General features: G+C 60.2%; 19 protein-coding genes. 15 read left to right on the forward strand and 4 right to left on the reverse strand.

Annotated elements, in window-relative coordinates; translation table 11 throughout:
• Positions 1-10: 10 nt before the first annotated feature.
• The 3 genes from FE782_RS17980 to FE782_RS17990 are packed head-to-tail and all read left to right on the forward strand — an operon-like array spanning position 11 to position 3296.
• Positions 11-1432 carry a response regulator transcription factor gene (locus FE782_RS17980; RefSeq protein WP_138195622.1) on the forward strand — a complete coding sequence of 474 codons (1422 nt, stop codon included), beginning with the start codon at positions 11-13 and terminating at the stop codon, positions 1430-1432.
• A gap of 56 nt (positions 1433-1488) precedes the next feature.
• Positions 1489-2211: a ThuA domain-containing protein gene (locus tag FE782_RS17985; protein WP_138195623.1), complete on the forward strand. Its 723-nt coding sequence runs from the start codon at positions 1489-1491 to the stop codon at positions 2209-2211.
• A 14-nt stretch (positions 2212-2225) separates the two neighbouring features.
• Positions 2226-3296, forward strand: a complete 1071-nt coding sequence (locus FE782_RS17990; protein ID WP_138195624.1) for a Gfo/Idh/MocA family protein — start codon at positions 2226-2228, stop codon at positions 3294-3296.
• Positions 3297-3591: 295 nt separating this feature from the next.
• On the opposite strand, the gene FE782_RS32640 is transcribed toward FE782_RS17990, so the two are convergent.
• Positions 3592-3756: a hypothetical protein gene (locus tag FE782_RS32640; protein WP_202914553.1), complete on the reverse strand. Its 165-nt coding sequence runs from the start codon at positions 3754-3756 to the stop codon at positions 3592-3594.
• A 443-nt stretch (positions 3757-4199) separates the two neighbouring features.
• Here FE782_RS32640 and FE782_RS17995 point away from each other — a divergent pair, with 443 nt between their 5' ends.
• The 3 genes from FE782_RS17995 (at position 4200) to FE782_RS18005 (ending at position 7694) form a co-directional block, all read left to right on the forward strand.
• Complete coding sequence (locus FE782_RS17995; protein WP_138195625.1) at positions 4200-4913, forward strand: ABC transporter ATP-binding protein; 714 nt, start codon at positions 4200-4202, stop codon at positions 4911-4913.
• Positions 4900-6195 carry an ABC transporter permease gene (locus tag FE782_RS18000; RefSeq protein WP_138195626.1) on the forward strand — a complete coding sequence of 432 codons (1296 nt, stop codon included), beginning with the start codon at positions 4900-4902 and terminating at the stop codon, positions 6193-6195. Before FE782_RS17995 ends, FE782_RS18000 begins: the two co-directional genes overlap by 14 nt.
• Positions 6196-6341: 146 nt before the next feature.
• A complete protein-coding gene (locus tag FE782_RS18005) occupies positions 6342-7694 on the forward strand; it encodes a helix-turn-helix domain-containing protein (RefSeq protein ID WP_138195627.1) in 1353 nt (450 codons plus the stop codon).
• A 44-nt stretch (positions 7695-7738) separates the two neighbouring features.
• Here the strand turns inward: FE782_RS18005 and FE782_RS18010 are convergent, their stop codons facing one another.
• The gene (locus tag FE782_RS18010; RefSeq protein ID WP_338016900.1) at positions 7739-8317 is read right to left on the reverse strand and encodes a TetR/AcrR family transcriptional regulator; all 579 of its coding nucleotides are present in this window, start codon (positions 8315-8317) and stop codon (positions 7739-7741) included.
• Between the two features lie 122 nt (positions 8318-8439).
• Between FE782_RS18010 and FE782_RS18015 the strand changes: the two genes are divergently transcribed.
• The 5 genes from FE782_RS18015 (at position 8440) to sdaAA (ending at position 12883) form a co-directional block, all read left to right on the forward strand.
• Positions 8440-8985: a hypothetical protein gene (locus FE782_RS18015; RefSeq protein WP_138195629.1), complete on the forward strand. Its 546-nt coding sequence runs from the start codon at positions 8440-8442 to the stop codon at positions 8983-8985.
• A gap of 167 nt (positions 8986-9152) precedes the next feature.
• The gene (locus tag FE782_RS18020) at positions 9153-10169 is read left to right on the forward strand and encodes an NAD-dependent epimerase/dehydratase family protein (RefSeq protein WP_138195630.1); all 1017 of its coding nucleotides are present in this window, start codon (positions 9153-9155) and stop codon (positions 10167-10169) included.
• The gene (locus FE782_RS18025; protein ID WP_138195631.1) at positions 10169-11230 is read left to right on the forward strand and encodes a dihydrodipicolinate synthase family protein; all 1062 of its coding nucleotides are present in this window, start codon (positions 10169-10171) and stop codon (positions 11228-11230) included. Before FE782_RS18020 ends, FE782_RS18025 begins: the two co-directional genes overlap by 1 nt.
• Positions 11231-11321: 91 nt before the next feature.
• Positions 11322-12005 carry an L-serine ammonia-lyase, iron-sulfur-dependent subunit beta gene (sdaAB, locus tag FE782_RS18030; protein ID WP_138195632.1) on the forward strand — a complete coding sequence of 228 codons (684 nt, stop codon included), beginning with the start codon at positions 11322-11324 and terminating at the stop codon, positions 12003-12005.
• Complete coding sequence (sdaAA, locus tag FE782_RS18035; RefSeq protein WP_138195633.1) at positions 12002-12883, forward strand: L-serine ammonia-lyase, iron-sulfur-dependent, subunit alpha; 882 nt, start codon at positions 12002-12004, stop codon at positions 12881-12883. Before sdaAB ends, sdaAA begins: the two co-directional genes overlap by 4 nt.
• On the opposite strand, the gene FE782_RS18040 is transcribed toward sdaAA, so the two are convergent.
• Entirely contained in the window at positions 12852-14729 is a 1878-nt protein-coding gene (locus FE782_RS18040; RefSeq protein WP_138195634.1) for a sensor histidine kinase, read from the reverse strand. The genes sdaAA and FE782_RS18040 overlap by 32 nt on opposite strands.
• Positions 14726-15823: a response regulator transcription factor gene (locus FE782_RS18045; protein ID WP_138195635.1), complete on the reverse strand. Its 1098-nt coding sequence runs from the start codon at positions 15821-15823 to the stop codon at positions 14726-14728. The genes FE782_RS18040 and FE782_RS18045 overlap by 4 nt, the downstream gene beginning before the upstream one ends.
• A 229-nt stretch (positions 15824-16052) precedes the next feature.
• On the opposite strand from FE782_RS18045, the gene FE782_RS18050 reads away from it, so the two are divergent.
• The 4 genes from FE782_RS18050 to FE782_RS18065 all read left to right on the forward strand — a co-directional run bounded on the left by FE782_RS18050 (position 16053) and on the right by FE782_RS18065 (position 21017).
• Positions 16053-16919, forward strand: coding sequence for an ABC transporter permease (locus tag FE782_RS18050; protein ID WP_439116441.1), 867 nt, complete (start codon positions 16053-16055; stop codon positions 16917-16919).
• A gap of 27 nt (positions 16920-16946) precedes the next feature.
• The gene (locus tag FE782_RS18055) at positions 16947-17831 is read left to right on the forward strand and encodes a carbohydrate ABC transporter permease (protein ID WP_138195637.1); all 885 of its coding nucleotides are present in this window, start codon (positions 16947-16949) and stop codon (positions 17829-17831) included.
• Positions 17832-17954: 123 nt separating this feature from the next.
• Positions 17955-19583, forward strand: coding sequence for a DUF3502 domain-containing protein (locus FE782_RS18060; RefSeq protein WP_138195638.1), 1629 nt, complete (start codon positions 17955-17957; stop codon positions 19581-19583).
• Between the two features lie 912 nt (positions 19584-20495).
• A complete protein-coding gene (locus FE782_RS18065) occupies positions 20496-21017 on the forward strand; it encodes a gamma-glutamylcyclotransferase family protein (RefSeq protein ID WP_138195639.1) in 522 nt (173 codons plus the stop codon).
• Positions 21018-21024 lie beyond the last annotated feature (7 nt).

Raw genomic sequence — 21024 nt, forward strand, 5'->3', positions numbered from 1 at the left:
GGAGCGGGGCATGTATACGGCAGTCATCGTGGACGACGAGCCGGTCATCCGGTTCGGCATTAAGGCGTCGATCGATTGGCACCGGCTGAACGTGAACGTCGCCGGCGACTTCGCGAACGGACGGCAGGCGCTGCAATGCATCGAGTCGCAGCGGGTCGATCTGCTCATTACCGACATTAAGATGCCGGTCATGGACGGCCTCGAGCTCGCGAGACGGGCGCTCGCTTGCCAGCCGGCGATGAAGATTGTGCTCGTCAGCAGCTACAACGACTTCGAATACGTGCGCGAGGGGCTGCGGCTCGGCGTAACGGATTACATCCTGAAGCCGACGCTCGAGCCGGAGGAGCTGCGGCTGCTCGTGCTGCGCTGCATCGAGCGGCTTGAGGCGGAGCGCGCAGGGGCGGGCGCGGCGTTCGCGTCCGCGAAGGACGCCGAGCGCCGGCTGCGCGAACAGGAGCTGCGGCGCCACCTGCTGCATCCGGAGGCGCCGCTCGCGCCGGCCGCCGCTCCGCCGTGGCTCGGCGCGAGCGGCGGGTTTACGGCGGTGTGTTTGCGCGTGGACGATGTGGAGCGCATCGAGGAGCAGTTCGGCTATTTGCATAAGGCGATGCTGTACGAAGAGCTGGAGGAGCGGTTCCTCGCGACGGAGCCGGAGGGGATCGGCTTTCAGGCGTCGGAGAACGATTGGTCGTTTTTCCTTCCCGGAACGGCGGACGCCTTGCGGCTGTCGCGCCTGAAGGGCGAGCTGGAGACGTCGGCCGGCGTCGGACTGACGCTCGGCTACGCGCACGGGACCGGCGCGCCGATGCTGCGCGCGGCTTACGAGAGCAGCCGGCGCGCGGCGGGGAAACGATTTTTCCTCGGCAAGGGGCTGCTGCTGTCGGCGGATGAGACGGGCGGTGTCGTCGGGCTCGGCGACGAGGACGCGATGAAGCGGCAGGCCGTCGAGACGCTGTCGTCCCGGTGCGGGACGCGCATGGACGTTACGACGCTGCTCGAGCGGTGCGAGCGGCTCAAGAAGGCCGAGACGGCGGCGGAGCTGCGCGGGCTGCTCGAGCTGTCGATCGCCGAAGCCGAGCGCGCCTTCGAAGCTTCGTCCCCGCGCGCGTCGGGACATGAGACGTTGATGGAGCAGGCGGTGGAGTACATCCAGTCGCATTATGCGGGGCCGCTGACGCTGCAGCAGGTCGCGGACCGCGTCTTCTTAAGCAAAAACTACTTCTGCCTGCTGTTCAAGAAGCATACGAATCAGAACTTCATCGATTACGTCATCGATTTGCGGATCCGCAAGGCGAAGGAGCTGCTGAAGACGACCGACCTGCGCATTTACGAGGTGGCGGAGAGCGCCGGCTTCAACGACGTGAAATATTTCAGCAAGCTGTTCAAGAAGATGACGTCGGTTTCGCCGGGGGAATTCCGCGAGGCGCCGTGAGCGATGCGGGGCGGCTTGCGGGCGGGTTCATTTTCGGGAGAGGGGTTTGGGTTATCGTGGTTCGCATTACGATCTGGAACGAATTCGTGCACGAGACGTCGAACGAGAAGGTGAAGGCGATCTACCCGCGCGGCATTCACGGGGCGTTGGCCGAGGGGCTGCGGGGCGAGGGGCGGACGCTGCGGACGGCGACGCTCCGCGAGCCCGAGCATGGGCTGACGGAGGAGGCGCTGCGCGACACGGACGTGCTCGTCTGGTGGGGGCATATGGCGCATGAGGAGGTGTCGGACGCGATCGTCGACCGGGTGCACGCGCGCGTGCTCGAGGGGATGGGGCTCATCGTGCTTCACTCGGCGCACGGCTCCAAGATTTTCCGCAAGCTGATGGGAACGCAGACCGGCCGGCTGAAGTGGCGCGAGGCGGACGAGAAGGAGCGGCTATGGGTCGTGAAGCCGTCGCACCCGATCGCGCGCGGGCTGCCGGAGGCGTTCGAGCTGGAACGGGAGGAGATGTACGGAGAGCATTTCGACGTGCCGGATCCGGAGGAGCTCGTCTTCGTCAGTTGGTTTCAGGGCGGCGAGGTGTTTCGCAGCGGGCTGACGTACACGCGGGGGAAGGGACGGGTGTTCTACTTCCGTCCCGGCCATGAGTCGTACCCGACGTATTACGATCCTCATGTGCTGCGCGTCATCTCGAACGCTTGCGATTGGGCGGCGCCGGGCGACAGTCCGGACGTTTCTTACGGTCATGTGCCGTCGCCGATGGAACCTATACGCTAGGAGGTTGAAAATCAATGACGAAGACGATCGGTTTCGGCTTTATCGGATTAGGCGGCATGGCGCGCGCGCATTTGCGGAGCATTCGGCGCTTTCCCGATGCCGCGGTGACGGCGGTATGCGACGTGTCCGCGGAAGGGGCGCGGGCGTTCGCGGCGGAGGCCGGCGGCGTGCCGGAGGAGCGGATCTACGCGGATTACCGGGCGCTCGTGGCGGATCCGGCGGTGGACGTCGTCGTGTGCGTGACGCCGAACGATACGCATGCGGGGGTGATCCGCGCATGCCTCGAGGCGGGGAAGCCGTTCATGGCGGAGAAGCCGTTCACGCGGACGTTCGAAGAGGCGGAAGAATTGATAGCTTTGTACCGGGAGCGGCCGGTGCCGAACATGATCGGCTTCTCGTACCGGTATCAGCCGCAATTCCGGCTGGCGCGGGAGCTCGTGCGCTCCGGGAAGCTCGGGCCGATTCGGCATGTGTTTATCCAGTATCTGCAAAGCTGGGGGTCCGCGGCCGTCGGGACGCCGCTCGTGTGGCGGTTCGACAAGGCGGTGACCGGCACGGGGACGCTGGGCGACCTCGGATCGCATATGATCGACACGGCGCGGTTCCTCATCGGCGAGTTCGAGGAGGTGTCCGGGCGGCTGGCGACGCTCATTCCGGAGCGGAAGCACCCGGCCACCGGCGCGCTCGCCCCCGTCGAGGTGGACGACTTCGCGTGCTTCCACGCGTCGCTTGCGGGCGGCGTGCCCGCCGTGTTCCAGACGACGCGCAACGCGCTCGGCTCCGGCAATCAGCATGAAGCGTACATCTACGGCGACTTCGGCACGTTGTTCGTCAGCTCGGAGAACGCACGGACGGTCACGTGGATTCATAAGACGCTGGAGGAGCCGGAGGCGGTGCGCGAGGAGCTGCCGGTGTCCGCGGAAGGCGGCGTCGACCAGTGGGACGAATTCATGAAGCTGCTGCGCGGCGAGCGCAGCGACCTGGTGACGACCGTCGAGGACGGGTACGTCAACCAAGAGGTGATGGAGGCGATCTTGGCCTCGGAACGGCGGAAAGCCGTCGTGTCTTTGCCGTATCGGCAATAAGCGGAATGGGCCGCCCTTCGCGTTTGAAGGGCGGCCTTTCTTCGCTGTGCGCGGATGAGGAAGGTCGCGGGAGCGGGAGTGGGGGCAGGGGCATAGGTTGGCAGAGACGAGGGGAACCTCTGTTTTTTTCGTATCATCGATTTTTATCTAACTTAGAAAAATATCTACGATACAAAAAAAGAACTTCTCCCCCTCCACGGTAAGCGGGCCGGGAGTTCGGCTGATCCGCGGCGCTGCATATCGGACGCTGCGCATAGATCGCCCGCAGACGCAGCGTTGTACACAGGACGCTCGGTTACGTCCGCAGCAAGCCCAACTCCTGCGCCTGCGCCTCCGTCAAAATAAATTCCTCGCTCGGCCACAGCCCTTCCTCGTCTTCGTCGTCGCGGCCGAACCAAGGCTTCATCTGTTCCCACAGCCCTCTCTCCACCGCTTCTTGGAACGTAATCATCACTTTCATACCGATTCCCCTCCGATTTCTTCAAAGTTACCCACGATATCCACAAGGTTACCCACAAATAGAAGTCCATTCGTTATGCCGGGTGTGGGTAACGAACCGCCCATTCATCAACATATCCACAGAACGGGTTGTTCACAGCACGATCCGCAAGAAATTTCGCGAAACAGCGCGGTTACAACCGTGCGAATCCACATTATCCACAAGGTTATTCACAATGTCCACATCCGCCGGCGGGAAAGTTCTCGTATATTGTCTTCCCGATCCATCAACATATTCACACTCCGATTTATCCACAGCGTCGCGCCGGATCCCGCCAAATCATCCACGGAAGCGAGGAAACTTAAGAAAATATTTATCTTTCGTTATCGTTCGGTTAAGAGTTGCCTTCTATGATGAAAAGACGACGCGGGACAACAGCCGCGAAGTAGAGGAGGCATCGACGAATGATCGAAGTTAACGGTTTACATCACCAATTCTTAATCGGCAAACGAGGCGCCGAACGCCGCGTTCCGGTGCTTCACGATATCGATCTCGCGATCGAGCAAGGAGAGATCGTCGCGATCGTCGGCCGGAGCGGATCCGGCAAGTCGACGCTGCTGCACATCTTGTCGGGGTATTTGCGCCCGACGTCGGGGGAGCTGCGCGTGCTCGGTCAAGACGTGACCAAGTTCGACGAGGGCGCGTGGTCGCGGTTCCGATTGGAGCGGTACGGCTTCATGTTTCAAAGCTTCCAGCTCATCCCGACGATGACGGCGTTCGAGAACGTCGAGCTGCCGCTCACCTTGAAGGGCGTCGCTCCCGAACGGCGGCGCAAGCGGGCGTACGAGCTGATGGATCGCTTCGGCATCGCCGATTGCGCGGGCCATTACCCAGGGGAGCTGTCCGGCGGACAGCAGCAGCGCGTATCCGTGGCGCGGGCGCTCGCGCTCGATCCGCCGCTCGTAATGGCGGACGAGCCGACGGGCAGTCTGGACAGCGAAAACGAAGCGAACCTGCTCGCCCTCATCCGCGAGCTGAACCGCGAGCGGGGCACGACGTTCGTCATGATTACGCACGACGAGCAAGTCGCGCGCATCGCGCACCGCAGACTGCTGCTGCAGGACGGACGATTGCAGCCGCACAGGAAGGAGGCGCCGATGATCCATGAAGTTTTCTGATCAACTCGCGTTCGTGCGCCAGAACGCCAAGAAGAATAAATCGCGGCTGTACATGACCGTGCTTGCGACCGCCATGGGCTGCGCGTTCTTGATCGTGCTCGCGTCGGTCGGGTTCGGACTGCAAAAGAGCATCGTGGACGAGATCGTCAACGACCGATTGGTGACGGCGATCGACGTATGGGGCAAGGAAGACGTCGGCAACGAGCCGCTGACCGATGCGGACATGGACTATCTCCGCTCCGTCGAGCACGTGGAGACGGTGACGTTCCGCCACTACCTGCAGCAATCGTTGACGCCGAAGGTAGACGGAACCGATCTGTCGGAAGAAGGCGTGCAAGCCATCGCGGTCGACTTCGCGCAGGAGGGGAAGGCGGGCTTCAAGCTGCATGCGGGCCGTCTGCCGCAGGCGGCGAACGAGGTCGTGATCGGCTACAGTTTGAAGGAGACGAATCCAGAGGAATGGATCGGGAAGACGATGGAGCTGCAGGCGCTTCAGTACGAGGGGGAGAAGGAAGCGCTCACGCCGCTGACCGCGACCATCGTCGGTGTCAAGGCGGCGCCGACGAAGGAGTGGGAGGCCGAGCGCTCGATCTTCATGGGGCTCGACCTGCTTGACGAAATCGAGCGCATCACGGGAACGCGTCTCGCGGGAGTGCTCGATCCCAAGTTGAGCGAGGAAGAGTTGGGTTGGGTCACCCCGATCGCCGAGCCGCGGCCGTACCAGTCGGTCCAGGTGATCGCCGAATCGGCCGAACGCGTGAAGGGGATTGCGGAGACGATCCGCGAAGCGGGCTATTACAACCACTCGATCGCGAACGAGCTCGAGCAGGTGAACGTCATGTTCCTCATCATGAAAATCGGTCTCGGCTTCGTCGGCACGATCGCCGTCCTCATTGCATCCATCGGCATCTACAACACGATGACGATGGCGGTGACGGAGCGGGCGCAGGATATCGGCATCATGAAGGCGATCGGCGCGCACCCTTCGACGATCCGCCGGCTGTTCCTGCTGGAGAGCGGTTGGATCGGCATCCTGGGCGCCGTCATCGGCGCGGTCGTGGCATATGGAATCTCGATCGGCGTCAACGCGGCGATGCCGATCGTCATCGAGACGTTCATGGAAGAGACGCTGCCGGAGGGGTTCGTTTTCTCGCTTATTCCTGCTTCCTTGACGGCGTTCGCCTGCTTCGTCTCGTTGGCCGTCGCGATGCTGTCGGGTGCCGGTCCCGCAAGACGGGCGACGCGGATCGACGTGCTGCGCGCGCTTCGGAGGGACTTGTAACGGCGTCATATGTTCGACCGTTAATGATTGCCGACGTGAATATTTCTTGGGAAATAAACGAGGAAATAAGACAAACGTAGACTTCTGCCTCCCCGTCGAATTATAGTATATGGAAAGAAGGACGGAAGACGAGGAGGCGGAACGACATGGGAGGCGAGCCCAAGCGAACGCGCGGCATCGCGATCGCGCTGCTCGGACCGGAGGAAATCGTGGAATCGATGAAGCGGGTCATACGCTCGTTTCCTTCGATGCGACCGATTCCGGTCGTCTTCGACCATCCGGAGGAAACCGCGGAGCGCATCGCGTCCGTGAAGGACGAGGTCGAAGTGATCCTGATGGCCGGAGTGGAGCCGGTCCGCAAGGGGCAGGTGCTGCCGGTCGATTCGACCGTGCCGATTCATTATTTGCCGCCGACCGGCGCGGGCTTGTATCGCGCCTTGGTGCGGCTGCAGCGATTCCACGGCTTGGAGGGGGGATTCTCCGTAGACTTCCTCCCGAAGTCGATCGTGGAGCGGACGTTCCGCGACTTGGACTTGGGGCTTCGGCCGGGGGCGATCGAATCGTACGAAGGCTCCGCGTACGGCGCGACGGAGACGCTGGTCGCGTTCCATGCGGACAAGCACCGCGAATCGGGCACGTCGGCGCTGACGGGCGTGAAGGCGGTGGCGGAGCGCTTGACGGCGCTCGGCGTCCCGAACGAGTGGGTCGTTCCGCTCGATCAGGACATTACGGTCGCGCTGGAGCGGGCGCTGCTCTCGACCGAGACGCGGCGCAGCAAGGAGTCGCAGATCGTCGTCGGGCTCATTAACGTCGACGAGTTCGGGCGGCTCGTCCGGCAGCGCGCGTCGGAGCACGACGTGCAGCGGCTGAAGCTCGACATTCACCGAACGCTGCTCGATTACGTCGAGTCGCTGAACGGCTACTTGACGCATCTCGGCGCCGACGAATATTTGTTCTTCACGACGCGGGGCATCTTCGAACGGGAGACGGGCGGGTACAAGTCGATCCCGCTCGCGAGGGACGTCTACCATACGCTCGGGCTGTCGCTCAGCATCGGCATCGGCTTCGGGCAGTCCGCCAACGAAGCGGGGACGCATGCCCGGCTCGCGCTCGGCAACAGCAAGCAAGCCGGCGGCAACTCGTGCTTTATCGTGCGCGAAGATCGAACGTTGATCGGGCCGCTCGCGATGGCCGACCCGGTCGAATACGATCTGTCGCTGACGGATCCGGCGCTGCTCGAGCAGGCGGAGCAGGCGGGCATGACGCGGATGTACGTGACCCGGCTCATGGTCGCGGCCGCGCGCCTCGGGCGATTGGAATTCAATGTGCTGGAGCTGGCGCAGATGCTCGGCGTGACCGTGCGGAGCACGCATCGACTGCTGCTCGATTGGACGGACGCGGGGCTGATCGAGGTAACGGGGATGGAGAAGGTAGGACGCGGTCGGCCTCGTCAACGGTTCCGCTTGGCCTTCCTCGCGGATCGCGTGAAGCAAGAATAAACGCCGTTGCGGAAGTTCTTTCCGCAGCGGCGTTTTCTTTCCGTTCACGCTTCTTCGATACAGATCGAGTCCAAGTACGACGTCAACACGGCGGCGGTTCGTTCCTTCGTCAAGCGGCGCGGCTCGAGGAACGCGTGCATCGCGAGGCCGTCGACTAACGAGTACAACGTCTCCGCGGTCAGCTCCTTGTCCAAGTCCTCGCGCAGCAATCGGCGATGATCCAGATATTCGATCATCTTGCGAATGCCCGAATAAATTTCTTGCTGCACCCCGAGCGAATCCGCCTTCCGACCCAGCGAGAAGACGTAGGCGAGCCATACGTCCATCTCCGCGCGTGTATCCTCGTTCAGCGGCACGATCTCGAACAGGACCCGCCGCACCATGGTCTTCGGGGGCAGGGTTTCGCTCAGGATCGCCTGAATGCGGGCGTTGGCGCGTTCCCGGACGAGCTGCATGGCGTACGCCAATAGCTCGTCCTGCGTAGAAAAGTAGTGCCGCAGCGCGCCTAACGAAATGTCCGCCTCCTTCGCAATGCTGCGCACCGTCGCGCCTTTCATCCCGCCCCGCAGGATCACCCGCCAGGTGGCGGCCGCGATTTGTTCTTTTTTCTCTTCATGATTCACGATTTTCGGCATGACCTGATTGTAGCATAGGAAACATTTTTTTAATACAGTTGTGCGGGAAAGAAACCGATGGTAAGATGTTGCGTATATAATACAACTGTATCGGAATAGGGGAGACGAACATGAATCTTATCGCTTGGTCGATCGTCGCTTGCGAGATCGCTTTTTGGATCGTTATCGGACTCGGACTGATCGTTCGTTACGTATTTCATAAGAAGGCGCTGGGTCTCGCCCTCTTGGCGTTGACTCCGGTCATCGATCTCATCCTGCTCGTCATCGCGGGCTTCGACCTCCGCTCGGGGGCGACGGCCACGACCGCGCATGCGATCGCCGCCGTCTATATCGGGGTATCCGTCGCGTTCGGGAAGAGCATGATCCAATGGGCGGACGACCGCTTCCGCTATTACGTGACGAAGCAAGGGGCGAAGCCGGCCAAGCGGTACGGCATGGAGTACGCGAAGCATTACATGATCGGCTGGGTGCGCCACCTCGTCGCCTATGCGATCGGAGCCGGCCTGCTGCTGCTGACGCATTGGCTCGTCGGGGACGCGGCCCGCACGGAAGCGCTGATGGGGACGGCAAGATTATGGACGCTCGTGCTCGGGATCGACTTCCTGATCGGCGTCTCCAATTTCGTCTGGCCCAAGCGCGCGAAGGCGGAGGCGTAAGAAATCGCGCGGGGTGCCGGTTGTTCCTTCATGGAGCAACCGGCTTTTCGCATTTTCTGAACAACGAATTAGAGACATTTAAAAGATTTGTCTTTAATTCGAATCGCGCGGTATGATGGTTCTATAACAAGCCGCTTTTTCGCGGCACACGAGAGGGGAATTCCGCAATGAGAACGATAGAAGAGCTGGAAGCGAAGTTGGCGGAGCCGTCGGCAGAACTGATCGAGGATATGAAGAACATCGAAGGAGATATCATGCTGCTCGGGGTCGCCGGCAAGATGGGACCGAGCCTTGCCCGCCTCGCCATGAACGCGATCCGCGCCGCCGGCGTGAATAAACGCGTCATCGGGGTCTCGCGCTTCTCCACGCCGGAAACGCGGGAGGAACTCGAAGCCGCGGGCGTCGAGACGATTTCCTGCGATCTGCTGAACGACAAAGCGCTGCAATCGCTGCCCGATTGTCCGAACATCATCTACATGGCGGGCAACAAGTTCGGCACGACCGGCCGCGAATGGTTTACGTGGGCGATGAACTCTTACCTGCCGGGCCGCGTGGCGGAGAAGTACAAGAACTCCCGCATCGTCGTGTTCTCCTCCGGCAACATCTATCCGTTCACGCCGGTGGCGCACGGCGGCGCGACGGAAGCGACCCCTCCGGGTCCGATCGGCGAATATGCGCAATCGACGCTCGGCCGGGAGCGCGTGTTCGAATATTTCTCGAACACGTACAATATCCCGATGGCGATCTATAGACTCAATTACGCCATCGACCTTCGATACGGGGTGCTGCTCGAGGTCGCGAAGTCGGTCAACGAGGGCAAGACGATCGATTTGTCCATGGGCCATGCGAATGTCATCTGGCAGGGCGACGCGAACGAAATCGCGATCCGCTCGCTCTTGCAGTGCAGCTCGCCGCCGAATATTCTGAACGTCACCGGGCCGGAGACGCTGTCGATGCGCTGGTTGGCGAAGGAGTTCGGCAAGCGGCTCGAGAAGGAGCCGGTGTTCGTCGGCAAGGAATCCGAAGAGGCGCTGCTCAACAATGCGTCGAAATCGTTCCAGCTGTTCGGGTATCCGAAGGTATCGACGCTGCAGATGATCGACTGGATCGCGGATTGGGTGAAGCAAGGCGGATCGACTTGGAACAAGCCGACGCACTTCCAAGAGCGGGAGGGAAAATACTAATGCGGAAGGATCTTTCTCCGGAATTGTTGAAGGCGCTGCATGAAGGGCTCGCCATTCCGGCGCATCCGTTGGCGCTCGACGAGAATCGCAAGCTGGACGAGAAGAGTCAACGCGCGTTGACGCGTTATTATATGGCTTCGGGCGCGGGCGGCATCGCCATCGGCGTGCACTCGACGCAGTTCGAGATCCGGGATCCCGGGATCAAGCTGTTCGAGCCGGTGCTGCGGATGGCGGCGGAAGAAGTCGAGAAGGCGAAGCTCGACCGGCCGTTCCTGAAGGTCGCGGGCATCTGCGGTCCGACCGAGCAGGCGCTCGCGGAGACGGACGTCGCGGTTCGCCTCGGCTACGATGTCGGCCTGCTCAGCATGGGCGGGCTCCAAGGGTGGACGGAGGAGCAAATTCTCGAGCGGACGCGCGCCGTCGCGGCTCGCATTCCGGTGTTCGGCTTCTACCTGCAGCCGTCCGTCGGCGGACGCATCTTCAGCTTCGAGTTCTGGAAGGCGTTCGCGGACATCGACGGCGTCGTCGCGATCAAGATGGCGCCGTTCAATCGCTACCAGACGATCGACGTCGTCCGCGCGGTGTGCAGCTCGAAGCGCCGCGACGAGATCGCGCTCTATACGGGCAACGACGACAACATCGTCGTCGACCTGTTGACGACGTACCGGTTTAATATCGACGGCCAACCGGTGGAGAAGTCCATCGTCGGCGGCTTGCTCGGACATTGGGCGGTATGGACGAAGAAGGCGGTCGAGCTGCTCGAGGAGATCAAGGGCGTGCGCGCGACCGGCTCGATCTCTACGGAGTGGCTGACGCGGAACGTCCAAGTGACCGACACGAACGCGGCGTTCTTCGATCCGGCACACGGCTTCGCCGGCTGCATCCCGGGCATTCACGAAGTGCTTCGCCGTCAAGGCCTGTTGAAGGGCACTTGGTGCCTCAATCCGCACGAGGAGCTGTCGCCGGGGCAAGCCGAGGAAATCGATCGGATGTACCGCGATTACCCTCACCTGAATGACGACGATTTCGTGAAACGGCATATACTGGAATGGATGAAGTAACGAAGAAGGCGTTACGGAGAGGGTAACGGCGCGTTAGGCGCGTTCCCCCGGGCGGGAGCGCCGGACGGGGAGACAGGAGGAAGAGGACGGCATGCGGTTTAAAGATGTGTTTTCCATCATCGGTCCGTCGATGGTCGGACCGTCCAGCTCTCACACGGCCGGAGCGGCGCGCCTCGGGCGCGTCGCCCGGCAGCTGCTCGGGGAGGCGCCGACGCGCGCGGACATCGTGTTTTACGGCTCGTTCGCGGATACGTACCGGGGACACGGCACCGATCTCGCGATCGTAGGCGGCTTGCTCGACTGGGCGACCGACGATCTACGGATCGCGCAGTCGCTGCAGCATGCGGAAGCGGAGGGGATGTCGGTCTCGATCAAAGCCGGCAAGGCGGTCACGGCGCACCCGAACACCGCGAAGATTACGCTCGGCGGCACGACGCGGACCGTGGAGCTGCTCGGCGCGTCGATCGGCGGCGGCAACATCGAGGTGCACGCCGTGGACGGCTTCGACGTGAAGTTCATCGCCATGTACCCGACGCTGTGCGTCTACCATAAGGACCGTCCGGGCATGCTGGCGGAGATGACGGCGGTGCTCAGCCGCGCCGGGGTCAACATCGGCCACATGGACGTCGACCGGAAGGGCCGCAACGGCGAAGCGATGACGGTGTTCGAGGTCGACACGCCGATCTCCGGCGAGCTGCTCGCGGAGCTGGGCCGGCTGCAGGACGTGTCCGACGTGCGGCTCGTCGACTTGGAAGCGGGCGTGGGCGCGTCATGAGATTCCGCACGCTGAAGGGGCTCGCCGCGCTGTGCGGCGAGCAGGACGATACAATCGCGGACGTCATGATCGCGGATCAGGCGGCGGAGTCCGGGCGGCCCGCGATTGATGAATTCGCCAAGATGGCCGAGTATTGGGCCGTCATGAAGGAAGCGGTGCGCCGCGGGCTCACCGAGGACACGACGTCGCGCAGCGGCCTGACGGGCCGCGACGCCCAGCGCGTCATGGCGCGCGTCGAGGCGGGCGACGTCGCGCTCGGCGGCGAGGCCGGCCGGGCGATGGCGTACGCGCTGGCCGTGTCCGAGGTGAACGCGTCGATGGGCCGCATCATCGCGACGCCGACGGCCGGCTCGTGCGGCATCATCCCAGGCGTGTTCGTCTCGGCGCAGGAGCGCTACGGCTGGGACGACGCGAAGATGACGCGCGGCTTGTTCGCCGCCGGGGCGATCGGCTACGTCATCGCGAACAACTCGTTCGTGTCGGGCGCCGAGGGCGGCTGCCAAGCGGAGGTCGGCTCCGCGATCGGCATGGCCGCGGGCGCGCTCACCGAGCTGCGCGGCGGCACGCCGGAACAGTCGGTGCACGCCGTCGGGCTCGCGCTGAAGAACACGCTCGGCCTCATCTGCGATCCCGTCGGCGGGCTCGTCGAAATTCCGTGCATCGTCCGCAACGGCTTCGGCGCCGTGACGGCGCTCGCAGCGAGCGATATGGCACTGGCCGGCGTCCGCAGCGTCATCCCGTCCGACGAGGTGATCCAGGTCATGCTCGAGGTCGGCACGTCGATGCCGGAGAAGCATCGCGAGACGGCGAAGGGCGGCCTCGCGCAGACGCCTACAGGCAAGAAGATCATGAAGGATTTATACGGGAAGAAGAAGTGATCCTCCCGCTTTCATCTCCGGGAACCCCATCGATCGGATGGGGTTCTTTCGCGTCCGCGGCGGGGATGCGGAGGATGACCGTCGTGCCTTCCCCTGGCGCGCTTTGAAACGAGAGACCGAATTTATCGCCATAATGAATCCGCAACCGTTCGTCGATGTTCTTTAAGCCGTACCCCGATCTAGCGACGTCGGGAGTCGGCCCGCCCAAGAGGCGGGCCATCGTGTCATCGGTCATGCCGATTCCGTCGTCCTGCACATAGAGGTAGATCACGTCGCCCGTTCGTTCGCCTCGGATCGCGATCGTACCCGTTTCGGCCTCCTTCTCCAGAATGCCGTGAACGATCGCGTTCTCCACGATCGGCTGCAGCGTGATTTTAAGAATCGGATCGTCCAACAGAGGCGCCGGCACGTCGATCGCGAGACGAATCCCGTCCTCGAAGCGCAGATTTTGAATTTGAACATAAGCCTTCACATGTTCCAGTTCGTTGCGAATCGTCACCGTATCTTCCCCTCCGCTCAGACTGAGCTTGTAGAAGCGGGAGAGGGCGATCGCGGCTTCCCCGATTTCGTGCGCCGCATGCTTGACCGACATCCAGTTGATCAAGTCGAGCGTATTGTACAGGAAGTGCGGGTTGATCTGGGCTTGCAGCGCCCGGAGCTCCAGCGTCTTGATATCCTTGCCCATCCGGTATTGTTCGTCGATGCTGGCCGCGATCGTGCTCAACATATGCTGATAATTTCGAATCAATTCCCCGATCTCGTCTTGGCTGCTCGGAATAGTCGTCACCTGATAGTCTCCACGCCCGGCCTTCCGGATCTGAATGATCAGCGCTTTGATTCTGCTCACGGCGGAAGACGCCGCCAGGAACGATAAGGGCAGCGCGAGCAAGGCGATGATCAGGAACGCGACGATCATCGGTTTTCTGGACTTGTCGCTCAAATTCAGAATGTCGCTGTAGGGCGTGATGAGCAGCAACGTCCAGTCCGAATCTTCTACCTCCTGGGCGCCGATCAGCAGCTTCTCTCCGGCATGGTCCACCGTCTTTAGAACCCCGTTGCTCAGATTATCCTTGGCGAACGCGGCGAGAAGGCCGACGAAAGCGTCCGCGTCGAGGAGGTTGCCGCGCGAGTGAGAGGCCATGCTGACGATCTCGCTCCGGCTGTTGATCAGAAGGGCCGTCGTGGCGGGCGTGAAGACCGACTGGTCTAGGATAGGCTGAATCTGCTTCTCTTGAATGGCGAGTCCGGCGATCCCAAGACTCTGGCTCAGGTCGAGAGGACTCGGAATGTTCCGAAGGACATGCAGGTAGCCGACTTCGTCCCCGTCTTGGAAATAGCGCTTGTCGAACCACCCGATCGTATTCCGTCCGGCTTGCAGCTTGCGGTACCAGGGCTCGTCTACGTAGCGATGCTGATTTTTCAACTCGTTGCTTTCCGCGAACAAGGCAAGCCCTTGCTTCATGTAAATCCGTACGTAGCTGACGTCCGGATTGTTCTTCGCGAGCAGGAACTGGGAGCCGAGCTTGTTCGAATCGACGATCCATTGCCCGATGTTATCGACATACTGGTTAGGATTCTTCTGAATCAATTCCAGCACGACTTCGTTCAGCACGATCATGTTCAGCGTGGTGACGGCCGACTTCGTCTTGAATTCGAGGAAGGAGTTCGTCTGCTTCAGCACCTGTTGGGCCGAATAGATGATTTCCTTCTCGTTTTCCTTATCCGTCGCGTAGGTGTTGACCCACAGGAAGACGATCAACGGAATGAGGATGAGCGCCAGATACGAGAGGAACAGCTTGTACTTGATGCTTAGATGACTCAGATTTTCGAACATGCGAACGATCATAAGTAGTACTTCTCCATGTATTGGGTAGGCGTGCAGCCGGTGTGTTTCTTGAACAGCGTCGTGAAGTAGTTCGCATCCTTGTATCCGAGCCGGTCCGCGATTTCGTAAAGCTTGAGCCGACCTTCCTTCAGCAGTTCCTTCGCTTTATCCATGCGGACTTCGGTGATATAGTCGCCTACGGTCTTGCCGGAATTTTTCTTGAAGAAGGTGCACAAGTACGTGTGACTGAAGTTGGCGTAATCGGCGATCGACTGGGTGGAAAACGTCGGATCCGCATAGTTCTCCCGGATGTAACGGGTAATCTCGTACATCTTCCTCCCTACGGAATCTTTCTCTTCCTTGGCCCGGAAGAGGCGGTCGACGTCGTCCAGCACATGACGAAACAGCTCGGCGAGCGTCCCGGCGGCTTCGACCCGCTGCCACGCCAGATGCGGTTCGTCGTTCTCCGGGTTCGGCGCGATGCCTTGGTCCTTGGCGATGTCGTCGATAATCCGAAGCAGCTGGAAGAACATGAACTTCACGCGCTGCGTATCGGCGTCCTGCATCGATCCGGCCGCATCCGCGAGCTCGCGCACCCACGCGATGGCCGTATCCCGATCGTCCGCATGCAGGGCATGTCGGAATCGGGCATACACGTCCGCGTCGACGTTCCGTGCGCGATCGGATTGCCTTTCGATGTTCCCGTAAAATTGGATCGCGGCGGCCATGCGGGCGGCTTGCCGATCGCCGCTTTCTGCAATCGCTTTCAAGAGTACGGCCGCGATTTCCTTCACATCGATCGGCTTCTCGATATAGCTGACCGCCTTCAGGTGGATCGCTTCTTTCAAATATTCCTTATCCGCATAGCCGCTCAGGAAAATAATCTGGCAGTCCGCGGACATCCCCCGGATCTTGGAAGCCAATTCGATGCCGTTCATCTTCGGCATGCGGATGTCCGTCAGCAGCAGGTCCGGCAGGCACCGTTGCGCCAGCCCAAGCGCTTCCAGGCCGTTTTTCGCGGTTTCCACCGTATCTACGCCCATGTCGCTCCATGGCACATATTGCCGCAGGCTGTCCCGCGTATGTTTCTCGTCGTCGACGATCAGCGCCCTCATGCCGATTCTCCCTTCCTATGAACCTCCGTTATGTGAATCAGTGTAGCAGACCCGCGCATGGAAGAAAATGAGCGCTTCGCAACATCGAAAAAAAACAAAGAAGATCGCAAAACCGTGTCGTATATTCATTCGATCCGTTGCTTTATGATTGCGATATCAGATGCGGCAGGAGAGGATGGATGACTTGAAAGCGCTTTATGAATTCCGCAAATACAAAGTATTGTACGCCATGTTTTTACCCATTGTGATTTACTTCCTTATTTTCGCTTACCTTCCGATGACGGGCATCGTCCTTGCTTTCAAGGAATACAACTACCAGGGCGGCATATGGGGAAGCCCTTGGGCCGGTTGGTCCAACTTCGAATACTTCTTCAAGTCGGGCAAGGCTTGGATCGTGACGAAGAATACAGTCGCTTACAATGTCGTGTTCTTGGCGTTGTATACGTTCTTCTCGATCGCGGTGGCCATATTCATCGCCGAGATGCGGGGCAAGTGGTTCAAGAAGACGGCGCAATCGTTCATGCTGCTGCCGTACTTCATCTCTTGGGTCATCGTCGGCGCATTCGTTTATAACCTGTTCAACTACGAGTTCGGCGTCGTCAATTCGGTGATCGAGTGGTTCGGGGGCGATCCGGTCGATATTTACGGAACGCCGAGCTACTGGTATTTCCTGCTCCCGTTCTTTTATTTGTGGAAGTGGGTCGGGTTCGGCAGCATCCTGTATTTGGCCGCGATCATGGGCATCGACCAGGAGTGCTATGAGGCGGCCATCATGGACGGAGCGACGATCTTCCAGAAAATTTACTATATCACGCTTCCGCTCCTGATGCCGACGATGGTCATTCTGGTGCTGCTCGCTCTCGGGCGGGTCATGCGTGGGGAATTCGAAATGTTCTACCAGCTGATCGGCAACAACGCGATGCTGTTGGACTCGACCGATATCGTGGATACGCTCGTGTTCCGGTCGCTTGTCGGGATGCCGGACTTCGGTCTCGCTTCTTCCGCCGGCTTCTACCAATCCGTGCTCTGCTTCGTCATCATTCTGGCCGCGAACGGAGCGGTGAAGCTGTATAACAAAGATTATTCGCTATTCTAAGCCATCGGGTACGACGGAGGCATGACCATGAAAATCAAATCTACGCTGGATGTAAAAATTTTCAATACGATCTCTTATTCGGTCGTCGGTTTTTTCGGAATCATCACGCTGCTACCGTTCGTCATCCTGCTGTCCGGCTCGTTCACCTCGGAGGATTCGATTCTCCAGAACGGTTACTCGATCTTTCCTAAGGATTTCTCTTTCGAAGCCTACAAGCTGGTGTTTCGCGAGCCGGACGCGATCTTGAACGCCTATATCGTGACGCTGTCGGTTACGATCCTCGGTACGATCCTGGCTCTGTTCTTCTCCGCGATGGCAGCCTACGTGCTGTACCGCAAAGAAGTGAAGTACCGCAATAAGATGTCGTTCTTCCTGTATTTCACGACGCTGTTCAACGGCGGGCTCGCTTCCTTCTACGTCATCATTAACAATACCCTTCATTTGGATAACACGTTTCTGATTTTGGTGCTCGTGCATATGTTCAGCGTCATCCACGTTCTCATCCTGCGAAGCTTCATGCAGGGCTCCTTGCACGATTCTTTGCTGGAGTCCGCCAAGATCGACGGCGCCGGGGATTTCGAGATGTTCCTGCGCATCGTGCTGCCGCTCAGCAAGCCGGCTCTGGCGACGATCGGCTTGTTCACGGCGCTCGGGTACTGGAACGATTGGTGGACGCCGATGCTGTTCATCGAGAACGAGAAGCTGTATCCGATGCAATACGTGCTGTTCCGCGTCATGTCCACCGCCGAGATGACTTCCGCCATTTTGAATACGTCCTATACGGTAGAACTGCCGAAGGAGTCGCTGAAGCTGGCGCTCACGGTCGTGTCCACGGGACCGATCATTCTGGCCTACCCGCTGGCCCAGAGGTATTTCGTCCAGGGACTCATGATCGGCGCGGTCAAAGGTTGAACGGAATGGGTGCAGGAGCGGGCAAACCATGGTGCCTCGCTCTTGACATACAGCCTGCGTCATCCATACGATGATGGGCAGGCCACGAAATAGGAAATAAGACAATTCGTAGGAGGGTACTCGATGGCAAGAGTGAAAAGGGGAATGGGGCTCGCAATCGTTCTGGCGATGCTCCTCGCGACGGCGTTGGCCGGTTGCAGCAACACCAATGACGGAGAGGCGACAAGCGAAAGTCCGTCGTCGCCTACGTCGACGGATTCGGCGACGGGCGAGTCGTCTGCGTCCGAGACGCCGGCGGCCGAACCGGCGATCGACACGTCGAAAGAAGTGAATTTGAAAGGATATTTGCTCGGCCAGGCTCCGAAGGGATTGCCGGACGTCATGACGGAGCTGAATACGCGGCTCAAGAAGGACATTAACGCGACGCTCGAAGTCGATTATATCAGCTTTAGCGAGCTCGACGCCAAATATCCGCTCATTCTGACGAACAACGACGGCACGGATTGGATCTTCTCCGCCAACTGGGTGAATTATGTCCAGCATGCGACCAAAGGCGCGTTCATGGAATTGACCGAAGAGATGATCCAGAAATATATGCCGAGATACTATGCTTCGATCGACAAACAAGGACTCGAGGCTGCGAAAATCAACGGCAAAATCTACATGCTGCCGGCGCCGGCGCGTTCGCCTGCGATCCCGATCGCCGTGATCCGCGGAGACTTGCGCAAGAAATACGGCATTCCGGAGATCAAACATGTGTCCGAATTGGGGCCGTACTTCGAGGCGCTCAAGAAGAACGAACCGGACATGATTCCCGCCGCGCTCAGTTCGACGAACTCCGACATGCAGGGTCTCTTCTACCAGATGGTTCAAGAACAGGGCCAGGCCCAGATCCAGTTGATCAATGGAACCGGCGCGGCATACTCCTTGGAAGACCCTACGGCGAAATTGCTCTATTTCGACGAAGAACCGCTCAAATCCAAAATGCTGAAATCCGCGAACACCATGAAACAGTGGTATGACGCCGGGTATATCAACAAGAACTACTTCTCCAACAAGACGGGCAGCTCGACCGCCTTCGGCCAAGGGACGTCCGGCCTCGGGCTCTCCAACACGATCGCGATTCGCCAAACCTTGGATCAAGCGAAGGCCAACGGATGGGAAGTCGAGATCATCCCGTTCGTGGATGCCGAAGGCAAAGTCATCGCCAGCGAATGGACGGGCGGCGGGATTTCCTTGCCGGCCGGAGCCGCTAACCCGGAACGCACGCTCATGGCCATGGATCTGATCATCTCCGAGCAATCTTACAATTATCTTGTGTATTTCGGCATCGAAGGCAAGCACTACGTCATTAATGCCGACGGCCGATACGAGCTGCCGGCGGGCGTGACGCCCGAAACGAACGAATACGCGCCGGACGCGGCAGGATTCTGGTTCACCGACCTGCGCCAATTCCCGGCTTACGCTTCCTGGAGCGAGGATTACATCGCATTGCTCAAGGACATTCAGGAGAACATTCTGTTCCAAAGTCCTCTATCCGGCTTGAGTCTAAACTACGAAACGCTGAAGACCGAAGTGGCGTCGCTCACCAACGCCCGGACGCAATATTTCGTGCCGTTCATGATGGGCTCGGTCAAGAACGTGGATGAAGCGTTCAACACCTTCATGGAACAGGCGAGAGTCGCGGGCTTAGAGAAGATCAAGGACGAAGCGCAGAAGCAGATCGACGCGTTCTTGCAGCAGAAGCAGTAGAGCCATATTCACGATTTTCGAAGGCCGTCGCTCCCAGCGACGGCCTTCACGCGTGTGCGCTATGAAACCATTGTGAACGGGAAAACCTCCCTCTAATTTCGCCGAATGCCCCGGTTTGGACCGCTTTACAGGGAAAACCTCCCTCTAAACTGACGATTCAGGCCGAATATGTGCCGAAATCGCTAGATTAGAAGGAGGTTTTCCGTCTAAAGGGGGGCCATCGACGGTCGCGGCACAATTAGTGGGAGGATCGGGCTTCCGGCCGTCCATGAAGCTATATGGCGAACGAGGCGCGATGTTCCTCGAAGGCAACGCCATCGTCCATCGGTCGGTGCCCGGCATCGCGCCTCCGCCGCCGCCGAGCGCCGTCTCCGTCGAGGGCGGCAACGACCCGCGCGCGATTTCGCACGAGAACTATCGCCGCCAGCTGAGGACGTCCTGCTCGCGATCGACGCCGGCCGACCGTCCGGTTGATCGAAGCCATCCGCGAATCCTCCCGCGCGGGCCGCGAAATCCGGCTCGACGTATAAGGACCGAGCCCTCGGGTGCGGCCCTTTTCGCGATTAGACGCTCTGCGGTCGCTGCAGGTTGGGTCTCAGGCATAACCAGAGCAACTCCTCCGTCATCGAACTTCCTCCCGCGGCAACGTTGAAGCGGAAGCAATATTCATCAAGATACGACTGAATCGATGCGGCACCATCTTTTCCTCGGTTTCACTTTTTTCGCGTCGCTTTGGAGAGATATCGGTTCGTTGCGAGGTCCTTGATTGTACCTGTCATGCACCTTGAAGCATTGGTGAGAAGGGTTGAGCCTGTAAGGGGAGCTGAGTGGGGGGGAGGGCTGTCGGGAGAGAGAAGAAGGAGGGGATAGCTGAGCGAAGGGAAGTCGGGGAGAAGGAGCTGCGGGAGACGAATGGAGAGCGCGGGGGGAAGAGAACGCATTGGCATCGCCGGGCGCGGCATGATACGATTGGAGTACGAACGAGCGGGGGAGCTTCGGATGCGACAGAGCGAAGGGATTCTAGTATTCGTATACGGTACGCTGCTGCAGGGCGAAGCGAACGATCGGTGGCTTCGGGACGCGCGGCGGGTGGCGCCCGAGGCGGTCGCCCCAGGAACATTATACGATACGGGGCGCGGATATCCTGCGATGACGACGGCGGGGCGAGAGAGCGAATCGACGGTTCTCGGAGAGCTGTACGCCATCGATGAGCAGACGCTGCAGGCGCTTGACGAGCTGGAGGACTTCTACGGTTCGGGCGACCCGCGCAACGAGTACGAACGGGTACGGAGCGTCGTGCGGACGGAGCATGGCGCGTCGGAGGCATGGACCTACGTGTACGAGCGAGTCCCGACCGGCTGCACGCACATCCCGACGGGGGATTGGCGGCGGTACCGGCGCGAACTACAAGAAAGGCCGCTCCGCGATCGCTAGAGCAGCC

The sequence above is a fragment of the Paenibacillus antri genome, from assembly GCF_005765165.1.
Classification (GTDB): Bacteria; Bacillota; Bacilli; order Paenibacillales; family YIM-B00363; genus Paenibacillus_AE; species Paenibacillus_AE antri.

What these genes read in the sequence shown, in the direction of transcription:
- sdaAB (WP_138195632.1), top strand. Translation starts at nt 11,322, where the DNA reads ATGCGGTTTAAAGATGTGTTTTCCATCATCGGTCCGTCGATGGTCGGA.
- sdaAA (WP_138195633.1), top strand. Translation starts at nt 12,002, where the DNA reads ATGAGATTCCGCACGCTGAAGGGGCTCGCCGCGCTGTGCGGCGAGCAG.
- FE782_RS18025 (WP_138195631.1), top strand. Translation starts at nt 10,169, where the DNA reads ATGCGGAAGGATCTTTCTCCGGAATTGTTGAAGGCGCTGCATGAAGGG.
- FE782_RS18020 (WP_138195630.1), top strand. Translation starts at nt 9,153, where the DNA reads ATGAGAACGATAGAAGAGCTGGAAGCGAAGTTGGCGGAGCCGTCGGCA.
- FE782_RS18045 (WP_138195635.1), bottom strand. Translation starts at nt 15,823, where the DNA reads ATGAGGGCGCTGATCGTCGACGACGAGAAACATACGCGGGACAGCCTG.
- FE782_RS17980 (WP_138195622.1), top strand. Translation starts at nt 11, where the DNA reads ATGTATACGGCAGTCATCGTGGACGACGAGCCGGTCATCCGGTTCGGC.
- FE782_RS18060 (WP_138195638.1), top strand. Translation starts at nt 17,955, where the DNA reads ATGGCAAGAGTGAAAAGGGGAATGGGGCTCGCAATCGTTCTGGCGATG.
- FE782_RS18015 (WP_138195629.1), top strand. Translation starts at nt 8,440, where the DNA reads ATGAATCTTATCGCTTGGTCGATCGTCGCTTGCGAGATCGCTTTTTGG.
- FE782_RS17995 (WP_138195625.1), top strand. Translation starts at nt 4,200, where the DNA reads ATGATCGAAGTTAACGGTTTACATCACCAATTCTTAATCGGCAAACGA.
- FE782_RS18005 (WP_138195627.1), top strand. Translation starts at nt 6,342, where the DNA reads ATGGGAGGCGAGCCCAAGCGAACGCGCGGCATCGCGATCGCGCTGCTC.
- FE782_RS18050 (WP_439116441.1), top strand. Translation starts at nt 16,053, where the DNA reads ATGTTTTTACCCATTGTGATTTACTTCCTTATTTTCGCTTACCTTCCG.
- FE782_RS18040 (WP_138195634.1), bottom strand. Translation starts at nt 14,729, where the DNA reads ATGATCGTTCGCATGTTCGAAAATCTGAGTCATCTAAGCATCAAGTAC.
- FE782_RS32640 (WP_202914553.1), bottom strand. Translation starts at nt 3,756, where the DNA reads ATGAAAGTGATGATTACGTTCCAAGAAGCGGTGGAGAGAGGGCTGTGG.
- FE782_RS18065 (WP_138195639.1), top strand. Translation starts at nt 20,496, where the DNA reads ATGGAGAGCGCGGGGGGAAGAGAACGCATTGGCATCGCCGGGCGCGGC.
- FE782_RS17990 (WP_138195624.1), top strand. Translation starts at nt 2,226, where the DNA reads ATGACGAAGACGATCGGTTTCGGCTTTATCGGATTAGGCGGCATGGCG.
- FE782_RS18000 (WP_138195626.1), top strand. Translation starts at nt 4,900, where the DNA reads ATGAAGTTTTCTGATCAACTCGCGTTCGTGCGCCAGAACGCCAAGAAG.
- FE782_RS18055 (WP_138195637.1), top strand. Translation starts at nt 16,947, where the DNA reads ATGAAAATCAAATCTACGCTGGATGTAAAAATTTTCAATACGATCTCT.